The 15,901-nt window shown below is 72.3% G+C and carries 13 protein-coding genes and 1 riboswitch; of the genes, 9 read left to right on the top strand and 4 right to left on the bottom strand.

Annotated features, from left to right (window positions below; genetic code table 11):
• The first annotated feature begins 81 nt into the window (after positions 1-81).
• A riboswitch (cobalamin riboswitch) is annotated at positions 82-269 on the top strand.
• 62 nt (positions 270-331) lie between these two features.
• Genes ACGFZA_RS15070 through ACGFZA_RS15060 form a run of 3 tightly spaced genes read left to right on the top strand, consistent with a single transcriptional unit; the run spans position 332 to position 3,233 of the window.
• Positions 332-1,372 carry an ABC transporter substrate-binding protein gene (locus ACGFZA_RS15070; protein ID WP_393679298.1) on the top strand — a complete coding sequence of 347 codons (1,041 nt, stop codon included), beginning with the start codon at positions 332-334 and terminating at the stop codon, positions 1,370-1,372.
• The gene (locus ACGFZA_RS15065) at positions 1,369-2,448 is read left to right on the top strand and encodes a FecCD family ABC transporter permease (RefSeq protein ID WP_393679296.1); all 1,080 of its coding nucleotides are present in this window, start codon (positions 1,369-1,371) and stop codon (positions 2,446-2,448) included. Before ACGFZA_RS15070 ends, ACGFZA_RS15065 begins: the two co-directional genes overlap by 4 nt.
• Complete coding sequence (locus ACGFZA_RS15060) at positions 2,445-3,233, top strand: ABC transporter ATP-binding protein (protein WP_393679294.1); 789 nt, start codon at positions 2,445-2,447, stop codon at positions 3,231-3,233. The genes ACGFZA_RS15065 and ACGFZA_RS15060 overlap by 4 nt, the downstream gene beginning before the upstream one ends.
• Positions 3,234-3,365: 132 nt before the next feature.
• Here the strand turns inward: ACGFZA_RS15060 and ACGFZA_RS15055 are convergent, their stop codons facing one another.
• On the bottom strand, positions 3,366-4,415 hold the full coding sequence (locus tag ACGFZA_RS15055) for a PRC and DUF2382 domain-containing protein (RefSeq protein WP_385271302.1): 1,050 nt from the start codon (positions 4,413-4,415) through the stop codon (positions 3,366-3,368).
• 866 nt (positions 4,416-5,281) lie between these two features.
• Here ACGFZA_RS15055 and ACGFZA_RS15050 point away from each other — a divergent pair.
• The 6 genes from ACGFZA_RS15050 (at position 5,282) to ACGFZA_RS15025 (ending at position 12,306) form a co-directional block, all read left to right on the top strand.
• The gene (locus tag ACGFZA_RS15050; RefSeq protein WP_385271299.1) at positions 5,282-6,082 is read left to right on the top strand and encodes an IclR family transcriptional regulator; all 801 of its coding nucleotides are present in this window, start codon (positions 5,282-5,284) and stop codon (positions 6,080-6,082) included.
• 113 nt (positions 6,083-6,195) lie between these two features.
• Positions 6,196-7,863, top strand: coding sequence for an OPT/YSL family transporter (locus ACGFZA_RS15045; protein WP_393679291.1), 1,668 nt, complete (start codon positions 6,196-6,198; stop codon positions 7,861-7,863).
• Between the two features lie 113 nt (positions 7,864-7,976).
• Positions 7,977-9,035: a hypothetical protein gene (locus ACGFZA_RS15040; protein WP_393679696.1), complete on the top strand. Its 1,059-nt coding sequence runs from the start codon at positions 7,977-7,979 to the stop codon at positions 9,033-9,035.
• A gap of 228 nt (positions 9,036-9,263) precedes the next feature.
• Complete coding sequence (locus ACGFZA_RS15035; RefSeq protein WP_393679289.1) at positions 9,264-10,565, top strand: alpha/beta fold hydrolase; 1,302 nt, start codon at positions 9,264-9,266, stop codon at positions 10,563-10,565.
• Between the two features lie 51 nt (positions 10,566-10,616).
• Complete coding sequence (locus ACGFZA_RS15030; RefSeq protein WP_393679287.1) at positions 10,617-11,345, top strand: adenosylcobinamide amidohydrolase; 729 nt, start codon at positions 10,617-10,619, stop codon at positions 11,343-11,345.
• A gap of 55 nt (positions 11,346-11,400) precedes the next feature.
• Positions 11,401-12,306, top strand: a complete 906-nt coding sequence (locus tag ACGFZA_RS15025) for an NAD(P)-dependent oxidoreductase (protein ID WP_385271287.1) — start codon at positions 11,401-11,403, stop codon at positions 12,304-12,306.
• A gap of 65 nt (positions 12,307-12,371) precedes the next feature.
• On the opposite strand, the gene ACGFZA_RS15020 is transcribed toward ACGFZA_RS15025, so the two are convergent.
• The 3 genes from ACGFZA_RS15020 to ACGFZA_RS15010 form a co-directional block, all read right to left on the bottom strand.
• Positions 12,372-13,640, bottom strand: a complete 1,269-nt coding sequence (locus ACGFZA_RS15020) for a sulfite oxidase (protein WP_393679284.1) — start codon at positions 13,638-13,640, stop codon at positions 12,372-12,374.
• A gap of 339 nt (positions 13,641-13,979) precedes the next feature.
• Positions 13,980-14,936: an RNA polymerase sigma factor SigF gene (locus ACGFZA_RS15015; protein ID WP_385282869.1), complete on the bottom strand. Its 957-nt coding sequence runs from the start codon at positions 14,934-14,936 to the stop codon at positions 13,980-13,982.
• A gap of 312 nt (positions 14,937-15,248) precedes the next feature.
• Positions 15,249-15,863: a helix-turn-helix domain-containing protein gene (locus ACGFZA_RS15010; RefSeq protein WP_385282866.1), complete on the bottom strand. Its 615-nt coding sequence runs from the start codon at positions 15,861-15,863 to the stop codon at positions 15,249-15,251.
• Positions 15,864-15,901 lie beyond the last annotated feature (38 nt).

Genomic DNA, 15,901 nt, shown 5'->3' with positions numbered 1-15,901 from the left:
GTGCACGGCACCGCTCCGGCGCCCGCGGCGGCAGGCCCGTGTCAGCCGGCCGCACCGCCGCTGAGCTGCGCGGAGGGCCGTGGTAGCGTGCCCGGAGCCAGTCGAACTCCACGTAGGGGTCAGGGAATCCGGTGCGAATCCGGAACTGACGCGCAGCGGTGAGGGGGACGGGCGGGGCCACGGCCACTGGGAGACCCACGGTTTCCCGGGAAGGCGTCCCGTCCGCGCGAACCCGAGTCCGAAGACCTGCTGGCACCCGCGGTCCGGTACCGGGCCGCGGAACTCCGTACACCGGGCCCCGCGCATGGGCCCAGAGACGCCGAGGTACTCCGTGCCGCCCATAGCCGGCCCCGCCCGCTCCGCCGCCCTGCTCACCGCCGCACTGATCCTGCTGACCGCCTGCGGCGGCGGCACGGACAGCTCCGCCGCCAAGTCCGGCGGAGGCGAAGGCTATCCGGTGATCCTGAAGAACTGCGGACGGACCGTCACCGTGGACGCGGCGCCGAAGCGCGCCGTGCCGGTCGACCAGGGATCGACCGAGATCCTGCTCTCGCTCGGCCTCGCCGACCGGCTGGCCGCCACGGCCACCTGGACCGATCCGGTACTGAAGGGCCTGGAGAAGGCCAACGCGGGTGTCCCGAGGATCTCCGACAACCGCCCCTCGTCGGAGAAGGTCCTTGACCAGGAGCCCGACTTCGTCAGCGCCTCCTTCGAATCGACCCTCGCCAAGGGCGGTGTCGCCCCCCGCGAGCAGTTCGAGAAGCTCGGCGTCCCCACCTACGTCTCGCCCGCCGACTGCACCGCCAAGGACAACAGCAAGGACGGCGACGGGGTCCGCACCGGCGCCCTGACCATGGACAGCGTCTACGCCGAAGTACGCGACCTGGCCCAGGTGTTCGGTGTACCGGAGCGCGGTGAGAAGCTCGTCGCCGGGCTGCGCGCCCGGGTGCGGAAGGCGACGAGCGGCATCGACGCCTCCGGGGCCACGCTGCTGTACTGGTTCGCCAACTCCGAGGCCCCGTACCTGGCAGGCTGCTGCGGTGCGCCCGGCATCATCACCCGGGAGCTCGGCGCGAAGAACGCCTTCGACGACACGCACGAGGAATGGCCGCAGATCAACTGGGAAACGGTCGCCGACCGCAACCCGGACGTGCTGGTCATCGGCGACCTGACCCGCAAGTCGCAGACCGCCGAGAGCGCCGCCAAGAAGATCGCCTTCCTGGAGTCCAACCCCGTCACGAAGAACATGGACGCCGTCCGGCACAAGCGTTACGTACTGCTCAGCGGCCAGGCGATGAACCCGACCATCCGGACCGTCGAAGGCGTGGAGCGCGTGGCCGCCGGCCTGCGCACCTTCGGGCTCGCCGGGTGACGGACACCGAACAGGCCGCGGCCGCGCGCGAGGACACGGCCGCGCCCGCCGGGCCCCGCGTCCGGGGTATCCGCGAAGGACTCCTGTGGGCGGGCGGACTCGTGCTGCTCGCCCTGTCCGTCGCCGTCGCCGTCACCATCGGCCCGGCCCGGATCTCCGTCGCCGACGTCTGGTCCGCGGTCGCCTCCCACCTCGGAGCGGGCGACTCGCGGATCAGCCCGATCCGCGACGGCATCATCTGGAACCTGCGCATGCCCCGCACCCTGCTCGCCGCCGTCTGCGGTGCGGGGCTCGCGGTCTGCGGCACCGTCATGCAGTCGCTGCTGCGCAACCCGCTCGCCGACCCGTTCGTCCTCGGGGTCTCCTCCGGGGCCTCGACCGGCGCGGTCGTGGTCGTTGTCCTCGGCGTCGGCGGGGGAGCGGTCTCCCTCTCGGCCGGGGCGTTCATCGGGGCGTTGTGTTCCTTCGCCCTGGTCATGCTGCTCAGCCACACCCTCGGCGGCAGCACCGACCGGGTCGTCCTGTCGGGGGTCGCGGCCATGCAGCTCTTCTCCGCGCTCACCTCCTTCGTCGTGATGACCGCCGCCGACGCCGAACAGACCCGCGGGGTGCTGTTCTGGCTGCTGGGCTCGCTCGGCGGCGTCGGATGGGGCGATGTGTGGATCTGCTCCGCCGTGCTCGCCGTGACGCTGCTGATCTGCCTCGGCCACGCCCGCACGCTCGACGCCTTCGCCTTCGGCCAGGACGCGGCAGCGGCCCTCGGCGTCCACGTCGGCCGTACCCGGATCGTCCTGTTGTGCACGACCGCGTTGCTGACCGCCGCACTCGTGAGTTCGGCCGGTGCCATCGGGTTCGTCGGACTGGTGCTGCCGCACGCGGCCCGTGCGCTGACCGGTTCGGGACACCGCAGGCTGCTGCCGGTCACCGCGCTTGCCGGGGCCGTCTTCCTGGTCTGGGTCGACACGCTCGCCCGGACCGTACTCGACCCGCAGGAGGTTCCGGTGGGCGTCGTCACCGCACTGATCGGGGTGCCCGCCTTCGTGCTGGTGCTCCACCGCACACGGCGGTCCCCGTGACCGGGACCGTCCCCGGCGGCCTGCGGGCCGGCCGGGTCAGCAGGGAGGCGGGCGGCCGTCTCATCCTCGACGGTGTGTCGATCGCCCCGCCGCCCGGCGCCACCGTCGGGCTGATCGGCCCCAACGGCTCCGGGAAGTCCACCCTGCTGCGGATCCTGGCGGGAGTCCTCGCCCCGGACGCGGGCGTGGTCACCCTCGACGACGAACCGCTGGCCGCCCTCGGCCGCCGCACCGTGGCCCGACGCCTTGCGGTGGTCGACCAGCACGCGGTCACCCAGGTCGAGCTGAGCGTCGTGGACGTCGTACGCCTGGGCCGCATCCCGCACCGGCGCGCCTGGTCGGCGCCGACCGCTGCGGACGAGAGCGCGGTGCGGGAGGCCCTGGAGCGGACCGGTCTCGCCGCACGCCGGGACCAGTCGTGGCACACGCTCTCCGGCGGTGAGCGCCAGCGGGTGCAGATCGCCCGCGCGCTGGCCCAGCAGCCACAGGAACTCCTGCTCGACGAACCGACCAACCACCTGGACATTCAGCACCAGCTGGAACTGCTTTCCCTGGTCACCTCGTTGCCCCTGACCGCTGTCGTCGCTCTGCACGACCTGAACCTGGCCGCTATGTTCTGCGACCGGATCGTGGTCATGAACGGCGGGCGCGTGGTCGCGGGCGGCACCCCGGCGGAAGTGATCACGGAGGAGCTCATCGCCGACGTCTACCGGGTGCGGGCAGTGGTGACACCGGACGGCCCGCAGGGGCGTCCCTCGGTGCGCTTCCGGCCGGAGCGGTCCTGAGCGCACGCTGCGTGCCCGGCTCCGCGCGGCGGCCGTGGTGCGCTCCGAGCCGTGGAACGCAAGGGACGGACCCCCGTGCGGGGCCCGCCCCTCGCTGGTGCGGTACGGCCGTGCGGCGCGGTACGCGGGGGGTCAGCGGCGCCGCCCCTTACCGAATTCACCGCCCATGTCCTTGTCGCCCATGTCCTTGCCGCTCTTGGTGGTGCCGTCCGCGTAGTCGATCTGCTCCTTGCGCAGTTCGGCGGAGACTTCCTTCTGCTCGGTCACCTTCTTCGTTTCCATCCGCACCCGCTCGACCGGCACGGTCTCCTTGCGCATCGTGGCGCGTTCGGCGTGCAGGGTGACCTCCACGTCCTGCTCGGTGATGTCGGTCCGGCCGGCCGCCTTCTCACCCGGCCGGAGCGGTTCACGGACCACGCGCACCTCTTCGTGCGACACCGGCACGGTCCTGGTGACGTTCTCGGTGACGACGTACTTGTGCAGGCGGGCCTTGCCGCTCTCGTATTCCTCGGTGCCGATGTGGAGCTGTTCCTCGGAGCGGATCAGCTCCTCCTTGCCGCCGAGGTCGGCTGCCGAGCGTTCGGCGCCCGCGCCGGCTCCGACCAGCGGACGGGACGTGCCCGAGGTCTCGGTGTCGCGGTGCCTGCCCGTCCCGGTCCCGGTTCCCGCACCGGCCATGCCGGCCGATGTGGTCCGGTCGGCCGTGCGCCCCGTGCCCGCGGCGCCCATGGCCCCGGCCCCGGCTGCCGCTCCGGCTCCTGCTCCGGCCGCTCCCATGGTGCCTGTACCGGTCGTGGTCGGTGCGTCGGCGCTCGTGGTGCCGCCGGCCCCCGCGCGGTCGCCGAGATTGGCCTTGGTGTTCCGGCTCAGGCCGTAGTGCCGGTAGAGCTCCTCCTCCTCGGAGACGGACAGATGGGCGTCCGCGTCCACCCGCGGGGCTTCCTTGACCCGGTCCTTCGGATGCGAGATGTGCAGGTCGGAGCCCACGCGACGGGCTCCGGCGAGAGGCACGAAACTCTCCTTCATACCGAACAGGCCGGTCTTCACCGTGATCCAGTCCGGTCGGCCGGTGTTGTCGTCGACATACACCCGCCCCACGTTGCCGATCTTCTCGCCCTCGGTGTCGTACACCGTCAGGCCGTCGAGCTCTCCGGAATCCGTGAAACCGTCAGCGGCTCCCATGACCGATTCCTCCTCGCCCGGGCGCGTCCTGTGGGTGGGTCCAGCAGGGGAGGCGCGTCCGGATTCCATCGCGCCTCACCCGGATGGACGCTGCAACCGCCCGGCCGTCGGAGCCCGGGGGCCGCACCCGCCCCACGTCGGTGCAGGCCCCGTGCGATGCCACTGCGGGGCCGCCCGCCCGATTAGGCCAATCGGGTGACGGGTGAAAGGGCGACCGGGCCGTGCACGCCGCCGCGCGTCTCCCTCCTCCGCCGGTCTCCCTCCTCCGCCGTCTCCCTCCTCCGGCTGCGGGCGGACGCCGCGCCGGCCGGCGCGGATGCGCTCCGCCGGTGCCGTGCTACGGGTGCCCGTCGTGCGGCGTGTCGACGAGGCGGCTGTCCGACCGGCCGGTGGCAGACGTCCCGTCGGGCGGCACGCTGACGAAGCGGCCGCCGGACCGGCCCGTGGCGGGTGCGGGGGCGACTCGCCGCCGGCCCCTCCTGTGTGTCCTTCCCGCATGTCCGTCGGGCGGGCCGGCGGTCCGAGGCGTTCGCATGCCGTGCGCCTCGGGCCGGGCGGCCTTCGTCGGTGGCCGGAGTCGGTGGCAGGAGCCGGTGGGACAGGTGGTGCGGGCCCGGTTCTCTGCGGGCGCCCGACCGGGGAGCGAACCGGCTCCGCACGATGCCCACCGCGACCGTCCCATTCCCGGTCACGGGCCTGCCCGCCCCCTTGCTCCCTCCTGAGCAGGCAGTTCCCGCCGCGGAGCGAATTTCCGGGAAACCCTTGACACCCGCTGGACCCAGCCGCATTCTTTCGCCAGAAATCGCAACGGCGTTGCGATTTCCGCACCGACAGACGAACGATGTGGACGAAGGAGGCCCGGCCCCATGGCTGAGCACGGCACGGACACCACCCCCCAGGCACCGGCCGGACAGCAGGCCCCCGGCGTCCTGCAGACCGTGGACCGCGCCCTGCTCGTCCTGCTCACCTTCACCGAGCAGCGGCCCGAGTGGGGGGTCAGCGAACTGGCCCGCCACCACGGTTGGGACAAGGCCGTCGTCCAGCGCCTGCTCACCACCCTGAGCGCGCGCGGGTTCCTGCTCTGCGACGACAACAGCCGCCGCTACCGCCCCGGTCCCGCCCTGTCGCGGCTGGCCCGGGTCAGTGAGCACAGCGGAGTGCTGTCCTCGATCTCCCGGCCGATACTCGCCCGGCTGCTCCGCGAGACCGGCGAGAGCGTCGTCCTTAACGTCCCGCACGGCGGCAGCTACCGCTGCGAAGCCGCCGTCGACGGCACCGGACCGGTCCGCTACACCGCGATCATCGGCGCGGTCATGCCCGGCCACGCCGGCGCGTCCGGTCACACCCTCTTCGCGTACCACCCCGAACGCGAGATCCGGCAGATGTTCGGCGCCGCCGGACTGACCCGCTTCAACGACCGCACCATCACGGACCTGGACGCCCTGCTCGCCTGCTACGCGCAGGTCCGTGCCGACGGCTACTGCATCAGCCACGGCGAGTACGACGAAGCCGTGACCGCGGTCTCCGCCCCTGTCTTCCAGGGCGACGGCGTCCCTGCCTCCCTCACGGTCATCGGCCCCTCCCACCGCGTGGACCGGGCCGCCGACACCCTCGTGACGCAGGTACGCGCCGGAGCGGCGGAGATCACCGCCGCCCTCGGCGGCTGACCTCACGCCCCGACCTCGCACGCACCGGGGGACCCCCGATTTCTCCCGCGCACGTACCGGGGGACACGGACACCCCGACCCCTCCCAGCCCTGCTCACCGAAGGGGGTGCCTCATGGCGCACCACGTCTCCGCGCCGCACCCTGCCCCACCGTCGGCCGGTCCCGACGAGCCCCGGTCCCACCCGAGGGTGATGGAACCCGTCCTGCTGGTCATCCTGGTGGTGCTCTCCGCCGTGGGAGCCGTCATCGGCATCGACCTGGTTTCCAAACTGGGCATCTCCGCCAACACCTCGGTGGTCGGCGCACTCGTCGCGATGCTCATCGGGCGCATCCCTCTGGGCTTCCTGCGCCGGATGCGTTCCGTACACCGGCAGAACCTCGCCCAGAGCGCCATCTCCGCCGCGACCTTCGCCTCGGCCAACGCCCTGCTCACGTCCGTCGCCGTGCCGTACGTCTTCGGCCGCAAGGACCTGGTCTGGCCCATGCTCGCCGGTGCGTCCATCGGCCTCGTCGTGGACGCCTGGGTCCTCTACCGGGCCTTCGGTTCCCGGCTGCTGCCCGCCGACGCCGCCTGGCCGCCCGGCACCGCCGCCGCGGAGACGATCAAGGCCGGCGACCGGGGAGGACGCCGCGCCCTGATCCTGGCCGGCGGCACCGTGGTCGGGCTCGCCGGGACGCTCTTCAGCCTGCCGCTCTCCGCCGCAGGTGTGGCCTTCCTCGGCAACGTCTGGGCGCTGATGATGTTCGGCATCGGCCTGATGCTGCGCCAGTACAGCCCCGACGTCTTCCACACCGATCTCGGCGCCGGCTACATCCCGCACGGCGTCATGGTCGGCGCGGGCATCGTCGCCCTCGGCCAGGCCGTCCATCTGCTGATGGGCCGACGCGAACGCAAGCGGAAAGAGGCCGCAGCACAGGCCACGAGCGTCGCGACCGTCCAGGACACGGACCCGACCACCGCCCACACCGTCGACGAGAGGGCCCTGCGGCTCTCCCTGATCCGAGGCTTCGCGCTCTTCACCGGGGGAGCGGCCCTCCTCGCCGTCCTCGGCGGACTCATCGGCGACATGAGTCCCCTGGGCATCGTCGGCTGGGTGCTGTTCGCCGCGTTCGCCGCACTGGTCCACGAACTGATCGTCGGCCTCGCCGCCATGCAGTCCGGCTGGTTCCCGTCCTTCGCCGTCACCCTGATCTTCCTCATTCTGGGCCTCGCCATCGGCATCCCGTCGGTGCCCCTCGCCCTGCTGGTCGGGTACGTATCCGCCACCGGGCCCGCGTTCGCCGACATGGGCTACGACCTCAAGGCCGGCTGGCTGCTGCGGCGCGAGCACCGCCCCTGGGACCCCTTCGAGCGCGAGGGCCGCCGCCAGCAGTTCCTGGCCGCCCTCATCGGCTTCGCCGTGGCCCTCGTCGTCGTCGCCCTCGCCTGGCGCTCCTACTTCGGACAGGGACTCATCCCGCCCGTCGCCAAGGTGTACGCCGACACCATCAAGAGCGGGCTCAGCGACCCCGACGCCGTTCGCACCATGCTGATCTGGGCCATTCCCGGTGCCGCCATCCAACTGCTCGGCGGCACGCGCCGGCAGATGGGCGTCATGCTCGCCACCGGTCTGCTCATCCTCACCCCGCAGGCCTGCTGGCTCGTCCTCGGCGCGCTCGTCGTCCGGGTCGGCTACCGCAAGCTGCGCGGCCCCGCCGCCGACGAGGAGCTGAACCTGGTCGGTGCCGGACTGATCGCAGGCAGCTCGCTCGGCGACTCCGCCCAGATCCTCAAGACCTGATGCCACGGCGCCCCAGGCCCTCTGGACCCGGCGCCACACCACCCCCGAACCGCATCCCGCACCACCGCACCACTCAGCACCACCCGCATGGCAAGGAGAACCACCCCGTGGACATGTACAGCAGGCTCGAACCGCGCCCCGAGTACCTCAGCTTCGAACTCGCCCTGGCCGCCCGCAAGCTCGTCGAGGAGGTCATGCTCGTCAAGCGTGGCGAGCACGTCGTCCTCACAGGCGACACCAGCAGCGACCGCCGCGTCATCGAGGCCACCGCCCAGGCCGTCGCCGCAGCCGGCGCCCACCCCGTGGTCGTCTGGTACGAGACGCTGCCCGGCGCCTCCATGGAGCCGCCCCGGCCCGTCGCCGGAGCCATCGCCGACGCCGACGTGTGGATCGAGTTCGCCGTCTCGTACCTGATGCACTCCGACGCCTTCCGCGCCGCCATGGCCAACGGCTGCCGCTACACCAACCTGACCGCGATGGACGTCCAGATGCTGGTCGCCACCGTCGGCCGTCCGGACTTCCAGGGCGTCATCCGCCTCGGCAAGGCGCTCGTCGCGCTCCTGGAGGCCGCGGACGAGGTCCGGATCACCTCCGCCAACGGCACCGACCTGGTCGGCCGCAACGGTGACCGGCCGATCAACCTGCGCGGCAAGCCCGCCGAGAAGCCCGGCGAGACCGTGATGCTCTCCGGCCAGATCTCCTGGAACCCCCTGGAGGAGACCCAGGACGGCGTGCTCGTCTTCGACGGGGCCCTGTGGCCGCCGGACGAGATCGGCCTGCTGCGCTCCCCGGTCCGCTGCACCGTCGAGAAGGGTGTCGTCACCAAGATCGAGGGCGACGCCGACGCGGACACCTTCCGTCGCTGGATGGAGTCCTTCGACGACCCGAACATGTTCCGCGTCGCCCACTGGTCGCTCGGCTTCAACCCCGGCGTCCTCGCCCCCACCGGCCGCATCGTCGAGGACGAGCGCGTCTTCGGCTGCGTGGAACTCGGCATCGGCACCAAGGGTGCCTGGATCGGCGGCGAGCCGTGGGTCGCCGCCGCCCACACCGACGGCAGCGTTCTCGGCCCGTCCATCTACCTGGACGGCGTCGCCATCGAGGAGAACGGGCGCTACGTGCACCCCGAACTCGTCGAGATCTGCCGCGACCTGGGCGTCGCCGGCTACTGAGCCGACCGCCGGACGGGCCCGCCCTTCCCGGTGCGGGTCCGCACCCCTCCCGTACGGGCCGGCACCTCCTCCATGCGGGGCCCGCACCTTCCCGGTGCGGCTCCGCACCCTTCCGTACGGCCCCGCACGTTCTCCATGCGGGCCGCACCCTCCGTACGGGCCCGCACTCGCCGCGTGCGGGCCCGTCCGGCACCCGCGAAACCGCACCGAGACGCGCAAGGAGCGCCCATGACCACCCCCGCCCCCGTCTCCTACCGCCATGGCGGCCTGGTCTGCACCGACCACACCCTCGACGTGCCGCTCGACCACCGCGCTCCGGACGGCGCCGCCATCGGTCTGTTCGCCCGCGAGGTCGTCGCCGAGGGCCGCGAGCACGAAGACCTGCCCCGGCTCCTGTGGCTCCAGGGTGGTCCGGGCGGCCGTGCCGAGCGCCCCAACGCCGCGGGCGCCTGGCTGCGCCGCGCCCTCGCCGACTACCGCGTCGTCCTCATGGACCAGCGCGGCACCGGCCGTTCCACCCCGGCCGACCGGGTCACCCTGGCCCGCTTCGGTACGGACTCCGAAGCCGCCGCCGGCCATCTCGCGCACTTCCGCGCCGACTCGATCGTCCGCGACGCCGAACGCCTGCGCCGCCACCTCCAGGGCGACCTGCCCTGGAGCGTCCTCGGCCAGAGCTTCGGCGGATTCTCCACCCTCACCTATCTCTCCCTAGCCCCCGAAGGCCTCACCCAGGCCTACATCACCGGCGGGCTGCCGACGCTCACCGGTCACGCCGACGACGTCTACCGCGCCGCCTACGCCCGCACCCTCGCCCACAACGAGCGCTTCTTCGCGCGCTATCCGGGCGACCAGGTCCTCGCCGACGCGGTCGCCGCACACCTGGACACGCACGACGTCCGCATGCCGACCGGCGAACGCCTCACCGTGCGCCGCTTCCAGACTCTCGGCATCACGTTCGGCACCGCGGCCAAGTTCGACTCCCTGCACTACCTCCTGGAGACGGCGTTCACCGACGGCGCCGACGGTCCGGCGCTCACCGACACCTTCCTGCGCGGCGTCGACGCCGCCGTGTCCTTCGCCGAACGGCCCCTGTACGCCGCGCTGCACGAGCCGATCTACGCCCAGGGCGGCCGCCCCACCGCATGGTCCGCGCACCGGACCCGCCAGGAGTTCCCGGCCTTCGACGCCACCGCAGGCGGCCCTCTCCGCTTCACCGGCGAGATGGTCTACCCCTGGCAGTTCGAGGAGGATCCCGCGCTCGTCCCGCTGCGTGGCGCAGCCGAGGCGCTCGCCGCCCGTACCGACTGGCCCGCCCTCTACGACCTGGACCGGCTCGCAGCCAACGAGGTCCCCGTCGTCGCCGCCGTCTACCACGACGACATGTACGTCGACCGGGAGCACGCCCTGACCACCGCCGACGGTGTACGGGGACTGCGTACCTGGGTCACCGACGCCTACGCCCACGACGGCGTCCGGGCCGACGCCGCCGTACTGGACCGGCTGATCGCCATGGCGCGCGGCGAGGCCTGACCTCGCGCGGCGACGGCCGGGGCGCCCCGGAGGAGCCCTGACCCGGCACCTATGATCGACGGGTCCCATACGGCCACCGTCCTGCCGCACCACCGGGGGTATCCCATCCGTCCCGTAAGCATCCGGCTGCCCGAACAGCGCGGTGAACTGCTGGCCAGGCGTGAGGAAGGCCGGGAGCTGCACCATCTCGTGTGGCGGCTGGGGCCCGGCTGGCGGGTGTGCAGCAGTGCGGTGCTCGGCGGCGGTATCGGACCGCGTGACTGGATCCTCAACGCCCAGGTGCCCGGCGGCTATCCCCGGATGGACCCCGACCGTCACCTGGCCGAGATCGCCGAAGCCGAGCGGCTCAGCGGCCCCGGCGCCGGGCTGATGACGGCTGCCGATGTCACCGCGTACGCGGTCGCCGCCGACCAGGGTGTCACCGCGACCGCGACCTGCGGTCTCGGCGTACGGGGCTGGGCGGCGGCAGTGGCCGAGGGCAGCGCGGGACCGCAGCCGCCGGGGACGGTCAACATCGTCGTCACGCTGCCCGTGGCCCTCACCGACGCGGCACTCGTCAACGCCGTCGCCACCGCCACCGAGGCCAAGGTGCAGGCGCTGCTGGATGCCGGACTCGACTGTTCCGGCACTCCCACCGACTCCGTCTGCGTGGCGGCCCCCGCCCCCTCCCCGGACACCGGGGCCGGTGAGCCGTTCGCGGGTCCCCGCTCACGCTGGGGCGCCCGACTCGCCAGGGCCGTGCACGCTGCCGTCCTCGACGGCGCACTGCGGCAATCCTGAGCATCCGAAGGGCCGCGAGCCGGGTTCGGCGCGGCCGACGAAGGGAGCAACTCTCATGACCTCAGCAGTCGACGCAGTCCCCGGCCGGCCGGCCGTCGCCGTGCTCGGCACCGGAATCATGGGTTCGGGCATGGCCAGGAGCCTGCTCCGAGCCGGTCTCGACGTCCGCGTCTGGAACCGGACCCACGCCAAGGCGGCACCGCTCGCCGCCGACGGCGCCACCGTGGCGGAGACCGCGGCCGAAGCGGTACGCGGCGCCGACGTCGTCCTCACCGTGCTCAACGACAGCACCGCTGTCGCCGCCGCCCTCACTGCCGCGTCCGACGGACTGCACCGCGGGCAGGTCCTCCTGCAGAGCTCCACCGTCGGACCCGAGGCCACCGCCGATCTGGCCCAGCGCGCCGTGGACCTCGGCCTCGTCTACCTCGACGCACCGGTCTCCGGAACCAGGCAGCCCGCGGAACAGGGCACGCTGACCGTCTTCGTCTCCGGACCGTCCGCCGCCCGCGCGGTGACCGGACCGGTGCTCGACGCGATCGGGCAGCGCACCGTCTGGGTGGCGGAGGAACCGGGAGCCGCCTCGCGGCTCAAGCTCGTGGTCAACACCTGGGTGATCAACATGGTGGGCGGCGTCGCGGAATGCCTCAACCTCGCCGAGGGACTGGGCATTGATCCGCAGTCGTTCCTCGACGTCATGAAGGGCGGACCGCTCGACTCCGCCTACCTGCACGGCAAGTCCGCCGCGGTTCTGACCGGCGACCTCACCCCGAGCTTCGCCCTGTCCACGGCCCTCAAGGACACCCGGCTCATCCTCGAAGCGGCCCGGCACTCCGGCGTCCGGCTCGACCTGACGGAAGCGTCGGCCGCCCGCTTCGAGCGCGCCGAAGCGGCCGGGCACGGCGGCGAGGACATGATCGCCACCTACTACGCGGGCCGGGCCCCGGAGAAGGACGGCGACTGACCTCCGTCCTCCCGAGGGTGCCGGCGCGGAGCGAACGCTCCGGCACCCGGGGACCGCCCCGTGCGTCAGACGACCTGCACCTGGTGCCGGACCACCGCGTCGAACAGATAGCCCTGCGTGTTGTGCGCGGCGGTCGCGGGCTGGGTGCGGCCCGTCCGGTCCGTCGCCCGCGCCAGCAGGACAGCCGGTCCCCGGTCCTTCGGCAGCCAGTCGGCCGACCAGCGTACCCAGCTCCCGCTCCGCGGCTCGTCACGCAGCCGCGCCCGGCGCCACCGCGCACCGCCGTCGGTGCTGATCTCGACCGAGCGCACAGGCGCCCCGCCCGACCACGAACGCCCCGTCAGCTCGTGACGCCGATGGGCCGGGATCGCCGCACCCGGCGCCAGTTCGAAGGCACTCTTCAGCGTCTGCCGGGTCAGCGGCGCGCTCCCCTCCGCCGGGTAGCCCGGTCCGAACAGCCGGTAGAGACCTGTGTTCCACGGGGAGACGAGCGGCTGCGCGCTGACCTCGATGTCGCCGACCCACTTGATGTTCGCGATGCCGACCCACGACGGCACGATCAGCCGCACCGGATGGCCGTGGTCGGGCGGCAGCGGCTCGCCGTTCATCTCGTACGCGAGAAGAACGTCGTCCAGTGCCTTCGCCACCGGCAGCGGCCGACGCACGTGCCCGAGGTTGATCCCGTCGCTGACCACCTCGTCGTCCAGACCACTCGGCAGCACGTCGACCGCGTGCCGGGCGATGCCCGCGCGGTGCAGTACATCGGCGAGCCGTACCCCGCGCCAGCGAGCCGTGCCGATCGCCCCCAGGGTCCAGGCGGTTCCGCTGACCTGCTGGTTCTGCTGCGTCGTGTAGTAGCTGCGGGCATTGCCTGCGCACTCGACGAACGCGGTACGGCTCACCGAGGGCAGTGCGCGCAGCTCGTCGTACGTGAACTCCACCGCCGGACCGCTGAGCCCGTCGCCCCACACCCTGAGCCGCCAGTCGGCCGCCTCGATCCGCGGGGTGACGGTGTGGTTGCGTACGAAGAAGCGCTCGGCCGGCGTGAGCAGACCGGTCGAGCGCAGCGCCGCGAAGTTGGTCTCCGCGTTGGTGCCGCGCACGGTGAACACCTCGGGCGGCAGCGGCTTCACGATGCCCGGGGCGGCGGAGACGGTTCTGTCCGCCGCGTGTGCGGGGGCGGCGAGCCCGGCCGGCAGGGCCGCCACCGAAGCCGCCGCGACCAGCCGCAGCAGATCACGGCGGTCGATCCCCGCGGAGCGCGCGGCGCCGCGCGACCACTGGCGCAGCCGCCTTCCGTCGTAGGCGGCCTCGGACGGAGCAACGGATCTCATGAACAACTCCAGGGGATGCGAACCGGGGTCGCGGGCAGTGCGGGTGAGCGTGGCAGCGGCTCAACAGGGCGTCAATCGCCCTCCGTGCGGCCCCGGGCCCGCCGGGACCACGAGGGGGCCGGGCCGGCCGCCGTGCGAAGCGCGCCGTTTCCGTCGCCCGACCTGCGCGTACGCGCCGCGGGCGGAGGGCTGTCACGTCCGGCGGGGAGGGGCGGCCGGCGGAGCGGCGGGGCGCGGCGATTTCATCGGGCCGCAATGTTGGGCCGGCCGCGGGCGGACGTTACGGGAACACGTTCGGGCCCCCGGGCGCCACAGCGGCCGGGGGCCCGAACGTCCGGCTCACTCCTCGACGAACATCCCGTCGCGGAGCCGGTTCAGAATCCTGCTGATCAGCCGGGAGACGTGCATCTGGGAGATGCCGAGCTCCGCGCCGATCTGGGACTGCGTCATCTCCTGACCGAACCGCATGTCGATGATGCGACGCTCGCGCTCGTCCAGATCGCCCAGCAGGGGTGCCAGGGCGTGCAGGTTCTCGACGGTCTCCATGGCCGGGTCCGGGCTGCCCAGCACATCGGCGAAGGTCCGTCCCGTCTGGCTGTGCTGCCCCGAGTCGGCCGTGGCGGCCGGCATGTCCAGCGACCCCGCGGTGTAGCCGTTGGCCGCCACGATGCCCTCGGTGATCTCCTCCTCGCTCAGCCCGAGGTGTTCGGCGAGCTCGTGCACCGTGGGGTCCCGGTCGAGCTCTCCGGCGAGGGATTCCTTCGTCTTGGCGATGTCGACCCGCAACTCCTGCAGCCGGCGCGGGACATGGACGGCCCAGCTGGTGTCGCGGAAGAATCGTTTGATCTCCCCGGTGATGTACGGAACCGCGAAGGAGGTGAACTCGACCTCGCGGGACAGGTCGAACCGGTCGATGGCCTTGATCAGCCCGATGGTGCCGACCTGGACGATGTCCTCCATGTCGCCGCTGCCCCGGTTCCTGAACCGGCCGGCGGCGAACCGGACGAGGGAGAGGTTCATCTCGATCAGAGTGTTCCGCGCGTACTGATGAGCGGGCGTCCCCTCCTCCAGAACCTGGATCCGGTCGAAGAACAACCGGGACAGCTCCCGTGCGTCGGTGGGCGCGACCTTGCCCGCGTCCTCGATCCACGGCAGTTCACCGAGGTCTGCGGGGGACGGGGCGGTGCCCGTGTGTCCCCGCTGCCCGGCGACTGCCGCCACCCCGTTGCCGGCCGGTGCCGACCGTGCACTCTCCGCTCGCCCCGCCCCGGCAGTCCGCGCAGTGTGCGCCGTCATCTCTTCACGCTCCCCTGGTGGTAGGCCATGAGGTCTAAGCGTCTGCCCCGTCAGGATCCGCCCATGCGCACAAACGGAAGTCGATCAGATGACGGGGTGTCAATGGCCGATAAGCGACGTGGTGATGCGCCCCACGGCGTGCTGCCGGAGACCGTCGCGCAGAACCGCCCCACCGGTACGGGGGAGCCCGGTGGGGCGGTCTTCACCAGAGTGCCACAGCCACAGCCCTCGGAGGGGCCGGCCGACTCATATCCGGCGGCAGTTGAGTCAAAATCGACGGTCCCCCCGGCCGGGTGTCCCGGCCATGGCGCCTCAGTCGCGCGGATAGCCGACGACCGTGTGAGTGACCGCCGGCGAGTCCTCGGTCGTGTAGTAGTGGCTGCACTGGGCCGAGAACCGTGCGGTGTCGCCCGCTTCCAGCAGGTACGGAACGTCGTTCACCACCAGCGTCACCTGACCGGACATCACGAGCACCGTCTCCACCGAGTCCGCGCCGTGCGAGCTGACCTGGCTCTGTGCGTGCGGGTGGAGCCGGGTCCGGTAGATCTCCATGCGGCCCTGCTCGTGGCCGGAGTAGAGCAGGCTGACCGAGGTCTCGTCCTCGGGTTCGTCCAGGGAGGCCGCCCGGATGATCTCCGGCTCCAGCAGGGGCTGGCGCAGCAGATCCGTGCAGTTGGTGCCCAGCACGTCGGCGATCCGGACGAGCACGTCGATGGTCGGATTGGCTTCGGACCGCTCTATCTGGGACAGCAGCCCTTTGCTCACGCCAGTCGCCGCGGACAGCTCGCGCAGGCTCCAACCACGGGCCAGACGACGCCGGTTGAGGTTCCCGGCCAGCGATGCCCGGACACCGGACGCGCCGGACTCGTGGGCCTGCGGCCCCCGCGTGACCGGGGGCGGTCCGGCGGCGGCGTTCGGTTCGGACACCGTTCCTCCTCGCTCTCGGTGGTACGCGCGGACCGGCG

The sequence above is a fragment of the Streptomyces sp. NPDC048211 genome (assembly GCF_043202315.1).
In the GTDB taxonomy this organism is placed as follows: Bacteria; Actinomycetota; Actinomycetes; order Streptomycetales; family Streptomycetaceae; genus Streptomyces.
Note: the sequence above shows the minus strand (reverse complement) of the source record. Positions and strands in the feature narration are given on the sequence as shown.